Source organism: Sphingobacterium sp. G1-14, assembly GCF_002196555.1.
Taxonomy (GTDB): Bacteria; Bacteroidota; Bacteroidia; order Sphingobacteriales; family Sphingobacteriaceae; genus Sphingobacterium; species Sphingobacterium siyangense.
In genome coordinates, this window is the sequence record NZ_CP021381.1 from 5442785 (window position 1) to 5460900 (window position 18116).

The window sequence follows — 18116 nt, forward strand, 5'->3', positions numbered from 1 at the left end:
TTTTATCCTAAACTCCTGGTATCGGTGGCGGGTTCTGCGAAAACAGATCCTTTAATTCGCCTACCTTTTCAGCCTCAATCCAGTTTTCAAGTCCCTCTTTCCAGACCAGGGTGGCAAGTGTCATCGTCCCATCTTTTATCAGACCGCGCAGCTGTTCCGGATCAAATGGCCCCTCCTGTTTACCTTTAATGGCCAGGTAATAAGCTACCGTTTTGGGCAATGGAGGCGGTCCTACAGACCCTGCAGAAGATGCAGCAGCAGATCCCGTACCAGTAGGATTATTCCCATCAAAACTGTTTTGCTGAAATACATTACCCATTTGACCAACCATTCCCGCTCCCAGCCCAGCACCAAATCCAGCACCTACGATCCCCCCACTATTGGGATTCTCAGCAGCTTTCTCCATGGAATTAGCCGCTTGAAATTGGGCATATGCCCCTAGATTACCAACGACCCCCATACTGCTTCGCTTATCAAGGGCTTTTTCCACCTCTTCTGGGAATGAAATATTTTCGATTAAGAATTTCGTTAAGCTCAAACCCAACTCATCAAAATCAACCCCAATTTTTTGTTGTATCAAAGCCGAAACTTCATCATAGTTGGATGCGAGGTCTAAGGCTGGTATCTTCGACTCAGCAATAGCATCCATCCCACGCGATACCGCAATATTTCGAAGCTGCTCTGTGATATCTTCAACAGTAAAAACAGGCGTCGTCGCAACCAGCTGTTTCATAAAAACAGTAACGTCCTTCACCTGAAAAGAGAAATTACCGAAAGCCCGAAGTCGAATTGGTCCAAATTCAGGATCCCGCAGCATAATCGGATTTTTGGTTCCCCATTTCTGATTGACAAATTGTCGAAGGTTGACAAAATAGACATCGGCTTTGAATGGGCTATTGAACCCGTATTTCCAACCTCTGATGGTTGTCATGATCGGCATATTCTGTGTTGTCAATTCATAGCGACCAGGCTGAAAGACATCCGCAACCACACCTTCATTCAAAAATACCGCAGCCTGCCCTTCCCGCACAGTCAACTGCGCACCCATTTTTATTTCATTCTGATACCGTGGAAACTTCCACACAATCGTATCTGTGCTATTATCGACCCATTCGATAATATCGACAAACTCATTCCTGATTTTATCAAATAATCCCATAAATTATTCTCGTTACAATTACTTACACTAAATGTAAACATTTCCCATCAAACCAGCAATTTTCTCCAGCGGCACGCAAACTATCGATATCTAAAAAATTTAGCCTTTTAAACTACTTATCGTAGTTTATTTTTTTTACTTTTGTTAGCTAAGTTCAACATTAATTTATGAGTACATATAACGAAGACAGCATTAGGTCCCTGGATTGGAAAGAGCATATTCGCCTTCGTCCGGGAATGTACATTGGAAAATTGGGGGACGGTTCGGCCTATGATGATGGTATCTATGTTTTATTGAAAGAGGTCGTTGACAACTCAATTGATGAGTTTGTTATGGGCGCTGGTAAAATTATTGATATCACGGTAAACGAAAATAAAGTTTCCGTACGCGATTATGGACGTGGTATTCCAATTGGTTCTGTGGTTGATGTTGTTTCTAAAATCAATACAGGTGGTAAATATGATAGTAAGGCTTTCCAAAAGTCCGTTGGTTTAAATGGTGTCGGTACAAAAGCCGTAAATGCTTTGTCCAGTCAGTTTACCGTACAGTCATATCGTCAAAATATAACGCGCATCGCCCAATTCTCCAACGGAGAATTAATCAACGATGAACAAAAAGATACCACGCAACGAAATGGGACAGCAGTAACATTTTATCCGGACGATTCGATTTTCCGAAATTATAAATATAGACTTGAATTTGTAGAAAACATGATCTGGAATTATGTCTTCTTAAATTCTGGTCTTACCATTAATTTCAATAATCGGAAATTTATTTCCGAGCATGGTCTAAAAGATCTATTGGAACGGAATATCGATGCCGAGTCCATGCGCTACCCGATCATTCACCTCCGTGGTGAAGATATTGAAATTGCAATGACACATGGTCAGCAGTACGGAGAAGAATACTATTCGTTTGTCAACGGTCAGCATACCACGCAAGGTGGAACACACCAGGCAGCCTTCCGTGAAGCACTTGTCAAAACAATCCGCGAGTTCTACAAAAAAGAATTTGACGCATCGGATATTCGTTCCTCGATCATTGGTGCTATCGCTATCAAAGTACAGGAACCTGTTTTTGAATCTCAAACCAAGACTAAATTAGGCTCGCAGAGTGTCGGTCCAGAAGGTCCCACAGTAAGAGGGTTCATTAGTGACTTTATCAAAAAAGCATTGGATGATTACCTGCATAAAAATCCGGCTACGGCAGATGCTCTTCAAAAACGTATTCTACAGTCTGAACGTGAACGTAAGGATATCGCCGGGATCAAAAAACTCGCCAACGAAAGAGCGAAGAAAGCCTCTTTGCACAATCGTAAACTACGTGACTGTAAAGTGCACTTCAGCGATAAAAATGAACGTAACCAAGAAACAACTTTGTTTATCACCGAAGGGGATTCTGCATCTGGCTCCATTACCAAATCGCGGGATGTGCAGACTCAAGCAGTTTTCAGTTTAAAAGGAAAACCGTTAAACTCCTACGGCATGTCCAAAAAGATCGTTTATGAAAACGAAGAATTTAACCTCTTACAACACGCGCTTAATATTGAAGACGGTCTCGACGGGTTACGCTACAACAATATCGTAATCGCTACCGATGCCGACGTCGATGGAATGCACATCCGTCTGTTGTTATTGACATTTTTCTTGCAGTTTTTTCCAGACCTTGTCAAAGCTGGTCACGTTTCCATCTTACAGACACCACTTTTCCGTGTCCGCAACAAAAAGGAAACGATCTATTGCTATTCCGATGAAGAACGACAAAAAGCAATCGCAAAATTAGGCGCTAAGCCTGAAATTACCCGATTCAAAGGTTTAGGTGAGATATCACCTTCCGAATTTGGATTATTTATCGGAAAAGATATCCGACTTGACCCGGTTATCTTGTCCAAAGACAATAAAATTCAACAGTTATTAGAATATTATATGGGCAAAAACACACCAGACCGGCAAAAACATATTGTCGAAAATCTACGTGTTGAAGTTGACCTTGAAGAAGAACTAACAAAAAAAGCGGGTTAAAATAACCCGCTTTTTTAGCAACCTACAACCACCTTTCATGCACAACCAAACCTTAATTCTGATCCAATGTCAAGATGCCGTTGGATTGGTCGCCAACATTTCAAATACGCTAGCAAAATATCAGCTCAATATTGTCACCATGCGTGAATATGTGGATGAAGAAGCCAACAAATTTTTCTTGCGTGTCGTATGTAATGGTATCGTACCTGAGCAGAAACAGCTTTCCGATTCCCTTGCCGAAGTACTTCCCCCATCTGCTCAGATACAGATAAACCCCAATAACCGCAAAAAAATCGTCGTCCTCGTGACCAAGGAGCATCACTGCCTTGCCGATATCTTAGTAAGACAACACTTCGAAACATGGGGAGCGGAGGTGCAGGCCGTAATTGGTAACTATGAATCACTACGCTCCTTTACGGAAAAGTTCGATATTCCATTTCATTGTATCTCACATGAAAACCTTACAAAGGAAACATTCGAAAAACAACTGATTGAACAAATCCAAAACTATAATTTCGATTATATTATTTTAGCGAAGTTCATGCGGATCTTGTCCCCTCAGTTTGTCAGTACCTTTGAAAATAAACTGGTTAACATACACCATTCATTTCTCCCCGCTTTTATTGGTGCCAACCCGTACAAGCAGGCTCATGCAAGAGGAGTTAAGATCATCGGCGCCACAGCGCATTTCGTTACCGACCAACTCGATGAAGGCCCCATCATCGTACAGGATATACGACATGTCAACCACACCTATACTGTAAAAGATATGGTAACTGCCGGAAAAGAAATAGAAAAGGCTGTTTTGAGCCGAGCAATTCGTCTGCTTAGCGAAGATCGTGTAATGCGCAACGATTACAAGACAATTGTATTTGAATAGTGATTACAATCATTTCCCGATAAAACAATCGTTACTTTTTTTTAGCGTTATTCTCCATTATTTCGTAAAAGAAATATTTAAGAATGACGCATACTTTTCATATCCCCGTATTAGGCTTAGCTTTCTCCATCGACTCCGCACTTAAGGTCGCACAATACGGCATCTCCTCCGTAATGTCTATTGTTGACGATGAACTAATTGAGCGCATGCGCCGCTATTACTGCGGACAATATCAAATCTCCTATCATCCGATCGCTAAAACAGAAGAAGATTACCGAGCAAAAAGAATTACGGCCTATCTCAATCTTGTACAGTTTGTGGTCAATAGGCAAATCGAGGCCTTAAAGCGTCAACCTTTTACCGAAAATTCCGAACTTACCAAATATTTTCAGCTTCTACCCGATTCACACCCTTCAAAACCAATTTATCATGCGATGGAAATTGAAAGCAATCGCGCGATTAAAACCGAGCTGCAAGATCTATTGATCAATTACCTCAAAGCGGGAGACATCGATGTTAATATTATGTCCAAAGTAGATAAAATGAATTACCAGGATGGTAATCTATTGGATCAGCGTTATTCGGATGCTTCAGCAGCCTTACGAGGTTTTGCCAATTCCACCCTGCATTCTTCTCTTATCCTTTCCGCAGGGATGAATCCACACCTATACGCTTACCTCGCTGAATTACCGGGTTTCTTCCCCAATAGTGAAGGTCTATTTGACAAAAAGATCGTTTTGAAAGTAAGTGACTTTCGATCGGCGCTCATCCAGGCAAAATATCTCGCTAAGCGCGGTGTATGGGTGTCTGAATTCAGAATAGAATCCGGTTTGAACTGTGGTGGTCATGCTTTCGCAACCGATGGTTTTCTTCTAGGGCCAATCCTTCAAGAGTTTAAAGAGAAAAAAGAAAGTTTGAAAACCGAACTTTTCGAGATATACCACGAATATTGGACTTCCCAAGAGCGCTCATTAACAACTCCCCCCATCATCAAATATACAGTTCAAGGAGGTGTGGGAACTGCTTCAGAACATCAGTTCTTGTTAGACTACTATGGATTCGATGCCGTAGGATGGGGCTCCCCATTCCTGATGGTTCCCGAAGCAACCACGGTAGATCAAGAAACCTTAAAAGCATTGGAAACTGCCAAGCAAGAAGACTTCTACTGTAGCGGAGCATCTCCATTGGGAATTCCCTTTAACAATTTCAGACAAAGTGGCGCGGAGCACCTACGATTGGAACGTATAAAAAAAGGGCGCCCCGGTAGCCCTTGTAAAAAAGAATACCTTATTTCGAACACAGAGTTTAGTGATAAACCGATCTGCACCGCATCACGCGTATATCAACATCAAAAGATCCAGGAACTACAAAAACAAAACCTGTCCGTTGCGGAATACGATAAAGCCTTTGACGCCATTACAGAGAAAACCTGTCTTTGTGAAGGGCTCGCAGCACCCGCCTATCTCAAGTACAATATCCAGAAGAGCAAAGAACAGACCGCTGTATCCATCTGCCCAGGTCCAAATCTTGTCTGGTTCAAAAAACAATATTCTTTGCGGGAAATGATCGATCACATCTATGGCCGTATATCAGTTTTTGAAAATGAAAACAGACCTTTTGTTATGATCAACGAACTCAACCTTTATATCGATCATATTCAAAAATATGTCACAGACAATAAAAATATCATGAACGATAAAAAAATAAAATATGTAGCCAAATTCAAAGCACAATTACAAGCTGGAATAGCTTATTACAACGAACTTACCCAGCACTTATCGCTCATTCCACACAACATCAGCACAGCGATACCCAGACAACTTGAACTGGCCTCACTACGTTTAAAAGACATCCATATGTAACCCCCTAATATAACTTTAAACAAACACAGGGCGCTTAAACAAGCGCCCCGTGTTATTATCAGGAATCTTTTGACAAGTCTTACTTCGCTATTTTGCGGAATTTACCAAATACGCCAAGTGGAAGTTTTGGTCCTGCAGTTGCTTGTAAAAACAACTCGCCTATTTCTAAGTTTTCCACTTTTGGAAAAGCCGTCTTAATTAAATTTTCAACAATAACAGAAGAAAACCCTAATGAATACGTATTCAAAATCAAGAAATGTTCTTTAGGATCCAATAGTTGAACGACCTCAGTCATCATTTCCATAATGTGATCTTCCAATTTCCATTTCTCTCCTTTCGGCCCATGTCCGTATGCCGGTGGATCCAAAATAATCCCATTATACGTATTGCCTCTTTTCAGCTCACGCTTTACAAACTTCAAAGCATCTTCAACCACCCAACGAATGTTATCCAAATTGGAAATTTCCATATTTTCATTAGCCCAGGTAACAACCTGTTTTATCGAATCGACGTGAGTTGTATCCGCACCTGCAGCCTTTGCTATTAAAGATGCTCCACCAGTGTATGCAAAAAGATTTAGAACCTTCGGTTTCTCCGTCTTAAATGAGCGAACAGATTCCGAGATATAATCCCAATTTACAGCCTGCTCCGGAAATATCCCGACGTGTTTAAAAGATGTCAAGCCCAATCTAAATTTGATGGCCACATCCTCATTTTTATATTCGATGTGCCAACGGTCTTGGACCTTTGGATTTTTCTTCAACCATTCTCCAGAAGTAGCCGAACGACCTTTGAATTTGATATGATAACGTTTGTTCCACTCTGGATCACCCAATGCCTTAGGCCATACAGCCTGAGGTTCTGGTCTGATTAAAACTAAATCACCAAAACGTTCCAGTTTTTCAAAATCACCACAATCAATGAGTTCATAGTCCTTCCAATGCTGTGGGGTCAATAGTTGTATATTTGTTGCTGCCAAAATCAAAATTTTCCGACAAAACTAAGCTAAATTTCAATATAAAAGAAATCTGCACGATGCTAACGCCGATCAAACACATAAAATTAAGCGCAATAAAGCCTTCTTCTCACGTGTTATTGCCCCATAGAAGCCTTAGCACTTTTCATTAATGGGCTTGCAAAAACAAAGTTGTTCAATTCTTCCACATCCGATCGCATCATATCCTTATTGGAACCTTCCCAGAATTTTTGTCCCTTATAGAGAAACAAAATATACTCACCGATTCCCATCACAGAATTCATATCATGTGTAACAACGACTGTTGTACATTTCAATTCTTGTGTAATTTTTAGCACCAATTCATCAATAACAATCGAAGTCTCCGGATCTAATCCCGAATTGGGTTCATCACAAAAAAGGTATTTGGGGTTCATACTAATTGCGCGTGCAATTCCAACCCGCTTCTTCATCCCCCCCGAAAGCTCCGCAGGGAACAATTTATTTCTTCCCTCCAGATTAACCTGTTCCAGACAATGATTTGCCCGATCCAATTTCTCCGCTTTGGACATATCCGTAAACATGTCCAACGAAAACATGATATTTTGTTCGACCGTCATCGAATCAAACAGCGCTGAATTTTGAAAAAGCATGCCTATTTCTTTTCGAATAGGAACGCGCTCTTCAAAATTCATCCGAGTAAAATCCTTGCCATCAAAAATCACTTTTCCTTTTTCCGGTTGATGCAGGCCCACAATACATTTCAATAAAGTACTCTTTCCGGAACCCGACCCTCCGATAATCAAACTCACTCTTCCAGGTTCGAAATTTGCACTGATACCCTTCAGAACGTGATTGTCTCCAAATGACTTGTTAATATCTTCGATTTGAATCATAAAATCTTTTTAAAGCATTAATGCGGTTATCACATAATCCGCTGCAAGAATAGTTATACAGCCAACTACAACTGCTTCTGTGCTAGCTTGCCCAACTTCCAAAGCTCCTCCCTTTACATTATACCCTTTATAAGCTGATATCGAGGTAATAATAAACCCAAACACAACAGCTTTAACAAGGGCAACTGTCACCGTGAAACCGTTGAAGCCATCTTGAATTCCTAAAATATAATCCGCCTGTGTCACAGCACCCGAAAGTGACCCGCCCAACAGACCGCCCACTAAGGCACATACGATGGAAATAATAACCAACATCGGAATCATGGTAATACCCGCCAATATTTTGGGTAATATCAAATAACCAGGGGCATTGATCCCCATAATTTCCAAGGCATCAATTTGCTCTGTAACACGCATGGATCCGATCTGTGAAGATATAGACGACCCAATTTTTCCCATTAAGACTAGTCCCGAGATCGTTGGTCCCAATTCCAAAATATTTGAATCCCGGTTGATCGAACCTATAATAGAATTTGGAATCAAGTCGGAAACCATCTGAAAGGCAATTTGCATGGTCATAACAGCTCCAATGAAGGTGGAAATAATAACGATAAGTCCCAAAGACCCTATACCAATATCGGTCATTGCCAACACGGTTTCCTTCCAATAAATTCGACCTTTCTCTGGTCTTTTAAAAACTGATTTCAGGAGTATGAGATATGCACCAATGTGATGAAAGATCATATTATCTATTTAATTTCAATGTATTACGCCAATTTTACGGCTATGCTAAACCAAGCAATCCATTAAAGGTAATTAATTCCAACAAATATATAAACAAGCAAAAACCCAAAAAGTATACGAAAAACGAAATTACTTACCGATCAATTAGTCACATTTACCGATTTTTTATGTATAATAGCCTAAACATTCATACGGTATCTCTCAAAGCGACTTACTTTTGAGACATATTAACAAACGGAATTAGTTATGAATACACGAAGAATAACAACTGGTATCACCATTCTCTTTATAGGAGTTGTCTTATTATTATCACAGCTCAACACGATTTCTTTCAACTGGGTAGGTATTTTTAGATACTGGCCGCTGTTTATTGTCCTAGCCGGAATTCGTATGCTAGTACCCAAAGACCAACAGATTGGACAGTTTGTCGCCATTGGTTCTACCGTAGTGATTTTAGGTTTTTTGACTTACATAGGGCTGTCGACACCAAAAGAGCCGATTTTAACACAATTATTGAAAAGCAAAGGTGTCAACATCAATATCGACGACCCTAACGACAAAACAAATTATACAACAGAAAAACTCAATGTACCGTTGGACGATAAAATCCATAGCGCTACCTTAAACCTCGATTTGGGGGCCACTTCATTAAGAAATGATAGTAGCACTACGACAGAAATCTTCTCGGCATTTAACACATCAAAAGAATATTTACTGGGCGTAACTGTACATGGAGAGTCCGCAGACAAATTAGATATCAACTTAAAGGGAAAATTCAAAAACAAGGATTTTAACAGCAAAAACAACAATACGTTTATCGCTTTAAACCCTAACATCCTATGGAATCTGAATTTTGACGTAGGTGCAATTGATGCCAAGTTGGATCTTTCACCCTACAAGATAGAAACATTGGATATTGATGCTGGAGCGACTAGCCTAAAGCTAAAATTAGGACAGCCCCTAGCAACAACTAAAATTTCGATGGATGCCGGAGCTTCCTCTATTGAAATCTCCATCCCAAAAAATGCTGCCTGCCGCATTACAAGCGACAATGCATTATCCTCAACAGATTATGAGGGCGATTTTCTAAAAAGCGAAGGCGAGGTAAAATCGACGAATTACGATTCGGCCGCTCAAAAATTCGATTTCGACATCAACGGTGGCATCGCGTCAATAAAAATTAGAAGATATTAATTGACAGCCAATTTTTAGCCAAGAAAAGCTAACTTTGTGTTAGATATGGACACAAGTAATATGTTGACATTACCTGGAATCTATTGCAATTCCAAGGTAGATTATTCGAGATGGAAAACGAGGGAAATTCAGATCGGTGATATTCCCATGGGTGGCGATAATCCCATTCGTATTCAAAGTATGACTACAGTAGATACAATGGATACGATGGGCTCGGTTGAGCAGACCATTCGAATGGTTGAGGCGGGCTGCGAATACGTTCGTATTACCGCTCCCAGTATTAAAGAAGCACAAAATTTAGCTAACATAAAAAGTGAACTTCGCAGAAGAGGCTATAAGGTCCCTTTAGTTGCTGATATTCATTTTACACCAAATGCTGCCGAGGTTGCCGCTCGTATCGTCGAGAAAGTAAGAGTCAATCCTGGTAACTATGCAGACAAGAAAAAGTTTGATCAGCTATCTTATACCGATGCTGAATACAAGCGTGAGTTAGAGCGCATCTATCAAAAATTCACTCCGCTCGTAAATATCTGCAAAGAAAATGGTACCGCCATGCGTATTGGTACCAACCATGGCTCACTGTCGGACAGGATCATGAGTCATTACGGCGACACCCCCGAAGGAATGGTCGAATCTGCCATGGAGTTTATCCGGATGTGTGAAGATCTGAGTTTCTACAATCTCTGTATCTCAATGAAATCATCCAACCCACAGGTCATGGTCAAAGCCTACCGATTGCTGGTCGAAAAAATGGTTTCCGAAAACATGAACTATCCCCTACATCTCGGTGTAACCGAAGCTGGAGACGGTGAAGATGGTCGTGTAAAATCTGCCGTTGGTATCGGAACACTTTTGGAAGATGGACTGGGTGATACTGTACGTGTATCGTTAACCGAAGAGCCTGAACGGGAAGCTCCAGTCGCTATAGCACTTGTCAATAGATATAGTAAAAGAAAGGCAAACATCGCGATTCAACCCAAACAAGAGATTGTTCAGCTCTCTCCAGAGACACCACATATTCCTTATACCAGCCAAGAAGTAAATACGTTCATCGGTGGTTCTTTGGTACCACGAATTGTGGTCGACATTTCTAAAGAAAATCTGAAAGACGCTCAGATCCTTTCCAAAGTTGGCTATCGCTATGATATCCTATTAGATAAATACCACATGGGTGAGCAGTCTGTAGACTTTGTCTATCTCGCAGACAATTTGCCATCCTTTACGATGCCGGCAAATCTGAAGCAAGTATATAACTATAACACCTGGTCAAAACTTACCGATCAAACTAATATTCATCCCCTCTTTACCTTAGACGAATTCGTAAAGTCGGACAACAAGGATAAAGTCCTGAATATGGTCAAAATCTGTAATTCAGATTTGTTAACCCCACTGTTTGAATCTTTACAGCTTGACAAAACTGTCGTATTTATAGTAGAAACCGATTATTTGCACGGTATGGCAGATCAAAGACAGTTCTTTCGAAATCTACAGGAAATCGGTATCGATAATCCTGTCATTATCAAACGTTCTTATTTGGAAGAAGATTTCTCAGGACCCATTGGTGATTTTATGAATCCCGAAGAACCTATTTCAAAAATACAGCTGTACGCCTCTACTGATCTAGGAGCATTATTAATCGATGGTTTGGGTTCCGGAATTTGGATTGACTCTCCGGCAACAGCATTGGAGAACATCGCCTCGCTTTCTTTCGGAATCTTACAAGCAACACGATCCAGAATATCCAAGACAGAATATATTTCCTGCCCAAGTTGTGGCAGAACTTTATTTGATCTCCAAGAAACGACGCAGATGATCCGAAGCCGCACCAATCACTTAAAAGGCTTAAAAATTGGTATTATGGGCTGTATCGTTAATGGCCCTGGAGAAATGGCGGACGCTGACTATGGTTATGTTGGGGCGGGACCTGATAAGGTGACGCTATATAGAGGTCAGCAGATCGTTAAGAAAAATGTAAGTTCCGCACATGCCTTAGACGAATTGATCAAGATCATTCAAGATGATGGACTGTGGATCGAAGAAATACAACAAGACTAGAATTAACAAATGAAGCTTTACATAAAACAGCAAAGGGAATCAAATGATTCCCTTTGCTGTTTTATGTATACGAATGCACTTACATTATATCTTACCTTCTTATCGAACAGACCTCCTTATCGAACAGAAAATCTTTTCACCACAGTTTCTGAACCAGCGACTACCCGTACAAAGTAAAACCCTGTCGTTAATTTTCCGCCATGCTCAAAGGAAAGATTTTGAATTCCTGAATCTAGGTTGCCATTCATTAATTGGAGAATCTCATTGCCCAATGCATCCATTACTTTAATAGAGACACTCGACGATTTTGCCAATTTAAAAGAAAGATTTATTTGCTCCGCAATCGGATTATAGAAAACCTTCACATTATTGATAAGTTTCTCTGTGTCCTTGATGTTGTTGTCTTCCCCAAATGCCTCAGTACCGTCCCAAATATGTTGCGAAATAGTATGGTCATAAGGAGACTTTGCATACACCCGAGTCACCCCGCTGCACAATGTCAGTGCGGATAAAAGTGTTAAACAAGCTGCTTTAAGTAGATTTCTCCCCATAGTGTTAAATTAGACTTCAAATACTGGTTACGGTTTAATCAAATATAACGCTAACTATTTGAATTATCAACAACAAAGTTAGTATTTTGTTTAAAAGTTTTTCAGCAAATAGATTCATTCTAAGTTTCTTTTAACAAATTTTAACAGCTCTTGCGCATGTCAAAGTAAATGCTAAAATTTGGCGCAGGAAATGTACCTACTTAAAGTACAGGCAAAAAGTATATTTTTGCAGTATATTTTGAAATAAAATAATTGATAAATGGCAGACAACAGTCATCACAACAGTATCAATAAGGTGAGTTTCGCCGGATTATTGATCAGTTTAGGAATCGTTTTTGGAGATATCGGAACTTCTCCATTGTATGTTTTCAAAGCAATCATGGGACAAGGAGCCATTCAAAAAGACTTAGTTTTGGGCGGACTATCCTGTGTTTTTTGGACACTGACCCTCCAGACAACAGTAAAGTATGTTTGGATCACTCTCCGGGCGGACAATAAAGGTGAAGGTGGTATCCTATCCCTTTATTCATTGGTACGCAAGCGTGCCCCTTGGTTAATTTTTCCAGCGATGATCGGTGCGGCGACCTTATTAGCCGACGGAATGATCACCCCTGCCATCACAATATCCTCGGCTATTGAAGGTTTGGATCTCAAATTCCCAGGATTACCTACAGTACCTATTGTAGTTACAATTATCTCCTTATTGTTTATTATTCAACGATTTGGAACATCCGTTGTAGGAAAGGTTTTCGGTCCATTAATGACCATCTGGTTTTCCATCATCGGTGTAATTGGTTTATCTCATCTTCACCTCGCACCGGAAGTGATGAAAGCAATCAACCCTTACTATGCCTTCCATATTTTAATTACTTACCCCCATTCACTATTATTGATCGGTGCAGTATTTTTATGTACTACAGGCGCCGAAGCATTGTATTCGGATATGGGACACTGTGGTAAAAACAATATCCGCATCAGCTGGATCTACGTAAAAATCACACTTATACTAAATTATTTCGGGCAAGGAGCCTGGTTATTAACACAGGAAGGACGTGTTCTAGGGGGTGAAAATCCGTTCTATTCAATCATGCCCGATTGGTTTATCGGTTACGGTATCGCTATCGCAACGATTGCAGCGGTCATCGCCAGTCAAGCCATGATATCTGGCTCTTATACCCTAATTTCGGAAGCCGTACGTTTGAATATATGGCCTAAGGTGGCTATCCGCTACCCCAGCGAACATAAAGGACAATTGTATGTACCATCCATCAATTTAATTTTATGGGTCGGCTGTATGATCGTCATCTGGGTTTTTGAAGAATCAAGCCGAATGGATGCAGCCTATGGGCTTGCGATCAATTTAACGGTATTGATGACCACAATCTTAATGGGATACTTCCTCGCCATGAAAAAGGTCAATCGCGTGCTTATTGCGGTATTTTTGGTTGCTTATTTTGTTATTGAATTAACGTTCTTAATAGGAAATGGTGTCAAAATAGCGCATGGTGGTTGGTTAACCTTGATGCTTGCCACTGCGTTATTTGGAACAATGTATTGCTGGTACACGGCGCGAAAAATTAAAAATCGTTTCGTTAACTTCATTAACATCAACAAATACTACCCAATTATCTCCGAATTGAGCGAGGATAAATCGGTTCCTCCATATGCATCACATTTGGTGTATCTGACAAGTGCAAATTTCAAATCCGAGATAGAGGCTAAAATTATTTATTCAATTATTAATAAAAAACCAAAACGTGCGGATGTATATTGGCTCGTCCACGTTGATGTGATGGATCATCCACATACAAAAGAGTATTCGATCGATCAGCTTATCCCGGGTAAGTTAATACGCGTTGATTTTAAACTTGGCTTTAGAGAAGAACAGCGCATCAGCCTGCTGTTCAGAAAAGTAGTTGAGGAAATGGTAAAAAAAGGTGAAATTGATATTACCAGTCAATACGACACTTTACGTAAACACAATATTCCAGGTGACTTTAAGTTTGTTGTTTTGGAAAAAGTACTCTCCAAAACCAACCAAATGACATGGATAGAGAAGGTAATTATGGACATCTATGGTTACCTCAAAAAAATGAGTTTGTCCGAAGAAAAAGGTTTCGGTTTAGATTCCAGCTTCGTTACAATTGAGCGGGTTCCACTCAATTTTCCTCAGACTTCAGAGGTCCATCTCATACGGAAAGATTAATACTCCTCAAGGTGATGCCCAAGCATCACCTTTTTTATTCAATAGAATTGCATTACTTTTGTTGCAAATAATACATCATGGCAGACGCTAATCCAAAAAAGAAATTACACCCTAGAAATAGACATCTCGATAACTATAATTTTGAAGAATTGAGCAAAGTCGAACCTTCGCTCAAAGATTTTGTTATAGAAAATGCTTATAACGTAAAATCCATCGATTTTAACAATCCCGATGCTGTTAAAACGTTAAACAAGGCGCTTCTAAAAAAATATTACCACATTCAACACTGGGATATTCCCAAAGAGAATCTTTGCCCCCCTATCCCGGGCCGAGCAGATTATATTCATTACATCGCAGACGTGCTTGCAAGGGATAATAATGGTGAGATTCCAAAAGGTGGAAATATCCATATACTCGATATCGGTGTTGGTGCAAATTGTATCTACCCCATCATCGGGCATCAGGAGTATGGATGGAGCTTTGTAGGATCTGAAATTATCAAGAGCGCATACAAAAATGCAATCGAGATAACACGGACAAATATGAGCTTAAAAAAGAGTATACAAATCCGTCTACAAAATAACCCGAAAGCCATATTCAAAGATATTATCCTTCCAGGTGAGAAATATGATGTGGTAATCTGTAATCCCCCATTTTTTAGCTCTCAAACCGAGGCTTTACAGCAGTCAATCCGTAAGACTACAGGCATTAAAGAAGCTAAAATAGACGAAAAACCTGTCACACAAGCATTTTCTGGACAAGGAAGCGAGTTGTGGTGTGATGGTGGTGAAAAAGCTTTCTTGTCACGCATGATCTTTGAAAGTCAATTTCACAAAGATCAAGTAAAATGGTTCACAACATTAGTTGCTCACCGCGAAGACATTCGCTTTCTACAACACAAACTAAAGAAAATAAGTGTAAAAGAGACCGAGGTGATCCGCATGGAACAAGGCAATAAGGTAAGCCGAATCCTTTTGTGGAGATTCTAATACGTCCACGATATTCAAAGAAAAGGAGCTATCTTTTATGCAGATAGCTCCTTTTCTTTGAACCATTATTGTACGACGCTTCTCATATACTATACTTGCGCCTGTTTATTTAACTTTGAATGTTTATAGCCATACATAAAATATACAGCCAATCCGATTACGAGCCAGATCACAAATATTATCCAGTTACTTGCCCCCAATTCCGTCATCAAATACAAATTGATCAGGATACCAACGACAGGCAATAGCGAAAAGTTCATTTTAAAGCTATAAATACTCAGGCCAAGCCAGGTTAACCAAAATATAATGACCAACATTTTATGTTCTATAATTTCCAGGATGGAGAGCGATTTCCACTCCTGAATCGTCTCTTGCGCATAGCTAAAAATAAGCACAATAGCGATCAGTAGCCCCGCACCAACTAAATATTTACCATTGATGTAAGGGACTTTAAATTTGGATTTTGCAGATAAGCCCGAATAATCCATATACAATACACCTGCACAAACAAGGATAAAGGCAAAAAAGGTGCCCACGCTCGTTAGATCCACAAAGAAGTCCATTTTAAAAAATAACGAAGGGATAGCAACCACCAAACCTGTTACAATAGTGGCAAAAGAAGGTGTTTTATATTTTGGGTGGATCGTCGCGAATTTCTTCCACAACAAACCGTCCCGACTCATAGTCATCCAAATTCTTGGTTGAGCCAATTGATACACCAGCAAGGCACTGGTAATGGCAATCACAGAGGTCACCGATATAATTCCGGCCATATGGTCAAAGCCGACATATTTAAATACGAAAGCAAGTGGATCCTTCACATTTAATTCGGTATAGTTAACCATCCCCGTCAAGACCAGGGTAATGGCAACATATAATACAGTACAAATCAATAGACAATAGATCATTGCCTTAGGCAAATCGCGCTGTGGGTTTTTACACTCTTCGGCAGTTGTGGAGATCGAATCGAATCCAATAAACGCGAAGAAAACTGCGGCCACACTTCCGAGTACGCCTTTGAGACCATTCGGTGCAAAAGGGGTCCAATTTTCTGGTTTAATGAAAAATATACCTCCAAAAATGACAGCCAGGATAATAGCTACCTTAATCATCACCATGACCATACTGGCTTTCTGGGACTCTTTGATTCCGATGTAAACCAACCAAGTGACCAAAAATGTAATAACACCGGCTGGTAAATCGAAAATAATAGGTAGACCTCCAATTCGTGGAGCACTATTAAAAGCATCCAGACCATGTTGGTCGATTGCGGTAAGGGCAGCCGCGCCATGTTGGTTCATCTTGTCTACAGCATCATAAGCGTAGCCTGGTGCCATGGATAACCAAGCCGGTATATGCAGACCAAAGCCCTCCAACATGGAAACAAAATACTGCGACCAGGAAATGGCAATAACCGTATTGGAAACAGCATACTCTAAGACCAATGCCCAACCTATAATCCATGCAAACAACTCACCAAAGGCTACATAAGCATACGTATACGCCGATCCTGAAACAGGAACTGTACTGGCAAATTGAGCATAGGCCAATGCTGTAAAAACACAGGCAAAAGCCGTAAAAACGAAGAGAAGTGAGACTGCTGGCCCACCTTCATAACTCGCCAATCCAATTGTGCTAAAGATTCCGGCCCCTACAATAGCGGCGATACCCAACGAAACCAGATCTGTTACCCCCAATACCTTTGCAAGGCCCGTTCCACCCTCTTTTTGAGAGTCATGCAGAATCTGATCAACACTTTTCTTCCGAAAAAGTCTATGTGACATGTAAATTTAGTTTTTGATACTTAAAATTATGCGAAAATAAATATTTTCAAGGTCTTATACTATTGGTATTTTCCGATAGACTAATTAAAGTCCACCAGCTCATATTGAATATACTGGTAAATTTCCTGATAATCGGTCATCTGCGTATATAAATAGGAAATCAGCTGTTCTGTCAGAAGCTGTCTTTGCTCCACTGAAACTTCAAATTGCCACAATCGCTTACAAATATTAAAAAGTGCACCTGCAATTTTTTCCACCTGTGCATAGTCATAAATATACTCCCACTCAATGAACTGATGATAGAACTTTTCAAACTTAGGAATATCATTCAGTTGATTAATTTTCAAAAACTTCCGAACAGCGTCTTCATTGACATGCATTAGTGCAGCGTAGAATTTATCGATGGAGACCGCTTTATTTTGTGTTAGGATATGATCCAGCAATAGCTCCAACGCGATATGGGCCATAAAGGAGGGCCGGATAGGCAGCCCCGCTAAACTAGACTGTATTTTTAGTTTCAGTTGATGTGTATGACGAAAAAAATAAGGTGAATTGTGAAACAGGCGATCGACCTCGATATGACGGTTCCAACCTATATACAATTGCTCCAGTAAAGGATTGTCCAAAAGCTCATCTTCATACTGACGTGGCTTTAGCATAAAGGATTTATCAGCATTTTTTAATAAATCGGGTAGCAATCCACCTACAATACGTTCGGCATTGGTTGCAAACCGCTCAAAATAGAAATGTGACAAAAAATTCATACCAGCTTATTAGCGTGTGCTTTTATATGGAATTATTCGCTCAATATACGCTTAAT

At 40.2% G+C, this 18116-nt stretch carries 14 protein-coding genes; 7 read left to right on the forward strand and 7 right to left on the reverse strand.

Features of this window, described 5'->3' with window-relative positions:
- Positions 1–7: 7 nt before the first annotated feature.
- Positions 8–1159, reverse strand: coding sequence for an SPFH domain-containing protein (locus CBM24_RS23540; protein WP_088162941.1), 1152 nt, complete (start codon positions 1157–1159; stop codon positions 8–10).
- Positions 1160–1326: 167 nt separating this feature from the next.
- On the opposite strand from CBM24_RS23540, the gene CBM24_RS23545 reads away from it, so the two are divergent.
- The 3 genes from CBM24_RS23545 (at position 1327) to CBM24_RS23555 (ending at position 5922) form a co-directional block, all read left to right on the forward strand.
- Positions 1327–3180 carry a DNA topoisomerase IV subunit B gene (locus tag CBM24_RS23545; protein WP_088162942.1) on the forward strand — a complete coding sequence of 618 codons (1854 nt, stop codon included), beginning with the start codon at positions 1327–1329 and terminating at the stop codon, positions 3178–3180.
- Between the two features lie 37 nt (positions 3181–3217).
- Positions 3218–4060 carry a formyltetrahydrofolate deformylase gene (purU, locus tag CBM24_RS23550; RefSeq protein WP_088162943.1) on the forward strand — a complete coding sequence of 281 codons (843 nt, stop codon included), beginning with the start codon at positions 3218–3220 and terminating at the stop codon, positions 4058–4060.
- A gap of 83 nt (positions 4061–4143) precedes the next feature.
- Positions 4144–5922, forward strand: coding sequence for a hypothetical protein (locus tag CBM24_RS23555; RefSeq protein ID WP_088162944.1), 1779 nt, complete (start codon positions 4144–4146; stop codon positions 5920–5922).
- Between the two features lie 79 nt (positions 5923–6001).
- Here the strand turns inward: CBM24_RS23555 and CBM24_RS23560 are convergent, their stop codons facing one another.
- The 3 genes from CBM24_RS23560 to CBM24_RS23570 form a co-directional block, all read right to left on the reverse strand.
- Entirely contained in the window at positions 6002–6907 is a 906-nt protein-coding gene (locus tag CBM24_RS23560) for a class I SAM-dependent methyltransferase (protein ID WP_088162945.1), read from the reverse strand.
- Between the two features lie 107 nt (positions 6908–7014).
- Complete coding sequence (locus CBM24_RS23565; protein ID WP_088162946.1) at positions 7015–7773, reverse strand: ABC transporter ATP-binding protein; 759 nt, start codon at positions 7771–7773, stop codon at positions 7015–7017.
- Positions 7774–7782: 9 nt separating this feature from the next.
- On the reverse strand, positions 7783–8517 hold the full coding sequence (locus CBM24_RS23570) for an MlaE family ABC transporter permease (protein WP_046671950.1): 735 nt from the start codon (positions 8515–8517) through the stop codon (positions 7783–7785).
- 246 nt (positions 8518–8763) lie between these two features.
- Between CBM24_RS23570 and CBM24_RS23575 the strand changes: the two genes are divergently transcribed.
- A complete protein-coding gene (locus tag CBM24_RS23575) occupies positions 8764–9711 on the forward strand; it encodes a LiaI-LiaF-like domain-containing protein (RefSeq protein WP_075994184.1) in 948 nt (315 codons plus the stop codon).
- 45 nt (positions 9712–9756) lie between these two features.
- Positions 9757–11766, forward strand: coding sequence for a (E)-4-hydroxy-3-methylbut-2-enyl-diphosphate synthase (ispG, locus tag CBM24_RS23580; protein ID WP_198385989.1), 2010 nt, complete (start codon positions 9757–9759; stop codon positions 11764–11766).
- A 116-nt stretch (positions 11767–11882) separates the two neighbouring features.
- Here ispG and CBM24_RS23585 read toward each other — a convergent pair whose 3' ends face one another.
- Positions 11883–12317, reverse strand: a complete 435-nt coding sequence (locus tag CBM24_RS23585) for a T9SS type A sorting domain-containing protein (RefSeq protein WP_088162948.1) — start codon at positions 12315–12317, stop codon at positions 11883–11885.
- 259 nt (positions 12318–12576) lie between these two features.
- On the opposite strand from CBM24_RS23585, the gene CBM24_RS23590 reads away from it, so the two are divergent.
- Together CBM24_RS23590 and rlmF are read left to right on the forward strand one after the other, a co-directional pair.
- Positions 12577–14523, forward strand: a complete 1947-nt coding sequence (locus CBM24_RS23590; RefSeq protein WP_088162949.1) for a KUP/HAK/KT family potassium transporter — start codon at positions 12577–12579, stop codon at positions 14521–14523.
- 77 nt (positions 14524–14600) lie between these two features.
- A complete protein-coding gene (gene rlmF / locus CBM24_RS23595; RefSeq protein ID WP_088162950.1) occupies positions 14601–15512 on the forward strand; it encodes a 23S rRNA (adenine(1618)-N(6))-methyltransferase RlmF in 912 nt (303 codons plus the stop codon).
- 89 nt (positions 15513–15601) lie between these two features.
- Here rlmF and CBM24_RS23600 read toward each other — a convergent pair whose 3' ends face one another.
- Both CBM24_RS23600 and CBM24_RS23605 read right to left on the reverse strand, forming a co-directional pair.
- Complete coding sequence (locus tag CBM24_RS23600; RefSeq protein ID WP_088162951.1) at positions 15602–17296, reverse strand: amino acid permease; 1695 nt, start codon at positions 17294–17296, stop codon at positions 15602–15604.
- An 80-nt stretch (positions 17297–17376) separates the two neighbouring features.
- Entirely contained in the window at positions 17377–18060 is a 684-nt protein-coding gene (locus tag CBM24_RS23605; protein ID WP_088162952.1) for a hypothetical protein, read from the reverse strand.
- Between the last annotated feature and the right edge of the window lie 56 nt (positions 18061–18116).

Coding starts and splice junctions, on each gene's coding strand:
- CBM24_RS23540 (WP_088162941.1), bottom strand. CDS start 1,159: ATGGGATTATTTGATAAAATCAGGAATGAGTTTGTCGATATTATCGAA.
- CBM24_RS23545 (WP_088162942.1), top strand. CDS start 1,327: ATGAGTACATATAACGAAGACAGCATTAGGTCCCTGGATTGGAAAGAG.
- purU (WP_088162943.1), top strand. CDS start 3,218: ATGCACAACCAAACCTTAATTCTGATCCAATGTCAAGATGCCGTTGGA.
- CBM24_RS23555 (WP_088162944.1), top strand. CDS start 4,144: ATGACGCATACTTTTCATATCCCCGTATTAGGCTTAGCTTTCTCCATC.
- CBM24_RS23565 (WP_088162946.1), bottom strand. CDS start 7,773: ATGATTCAAATCGAAGATATTAACAAGTCATTTGGAGACAATCACGTT.
- CBM24_RS23570 (WP_046671950.1), bottom strand. CDS start 8,517: ATGATCTTTCATCACATTGGTGCATATCTCATACTCCTGAAATCAGTT.
- CBM24_RS23575 (WP_075994184.1), top strand. CDS start 8,764: ATGAATACACGAAGAATAACAACTGGTATCACCATTCTCTTTATAGGA.
- ispG (WP_198385989.1), top strand. CDS start 9,757: ATGGACACAAGTAATATGTTGACATTACCTGGAATCTATTGCAATTCC.
- CBM24_RS23585 (WP_088162948.1), bottom strand. CDS start 12,317: ATGGGGAGAAATCTACTTAAAGCAGCTTGTTTAACACTTTTATCCGCA.
- CBM24_RS23590 (WP_088162949.1), top strand. CDS start 12,577: ATGGCAGACAACAGTCATCACAACAGTATCAATAAGGTGAGTTTCGCC.
- rlmF (WP_088162950.1), top strand. CDS start 14,601: ATGGCAGACGCTAATCCAAAAAAGAAATTACACCCTAGAAATAGACAT.
- CBM24_RS23600 (WP_088162951.1), bottom strand. CDS start 17,296: ATGTCACATAGACTTTTTCGGAAGAAAAGTGTTGATCAGATTCTGCAT.
- CBM24_RS23605 (WP_088162952.1), bottom strand. CDS start 18,060: ATGAATTTTTTGTCACATTTCTATTTTGAGCGGTTTGCAACCAATGCC.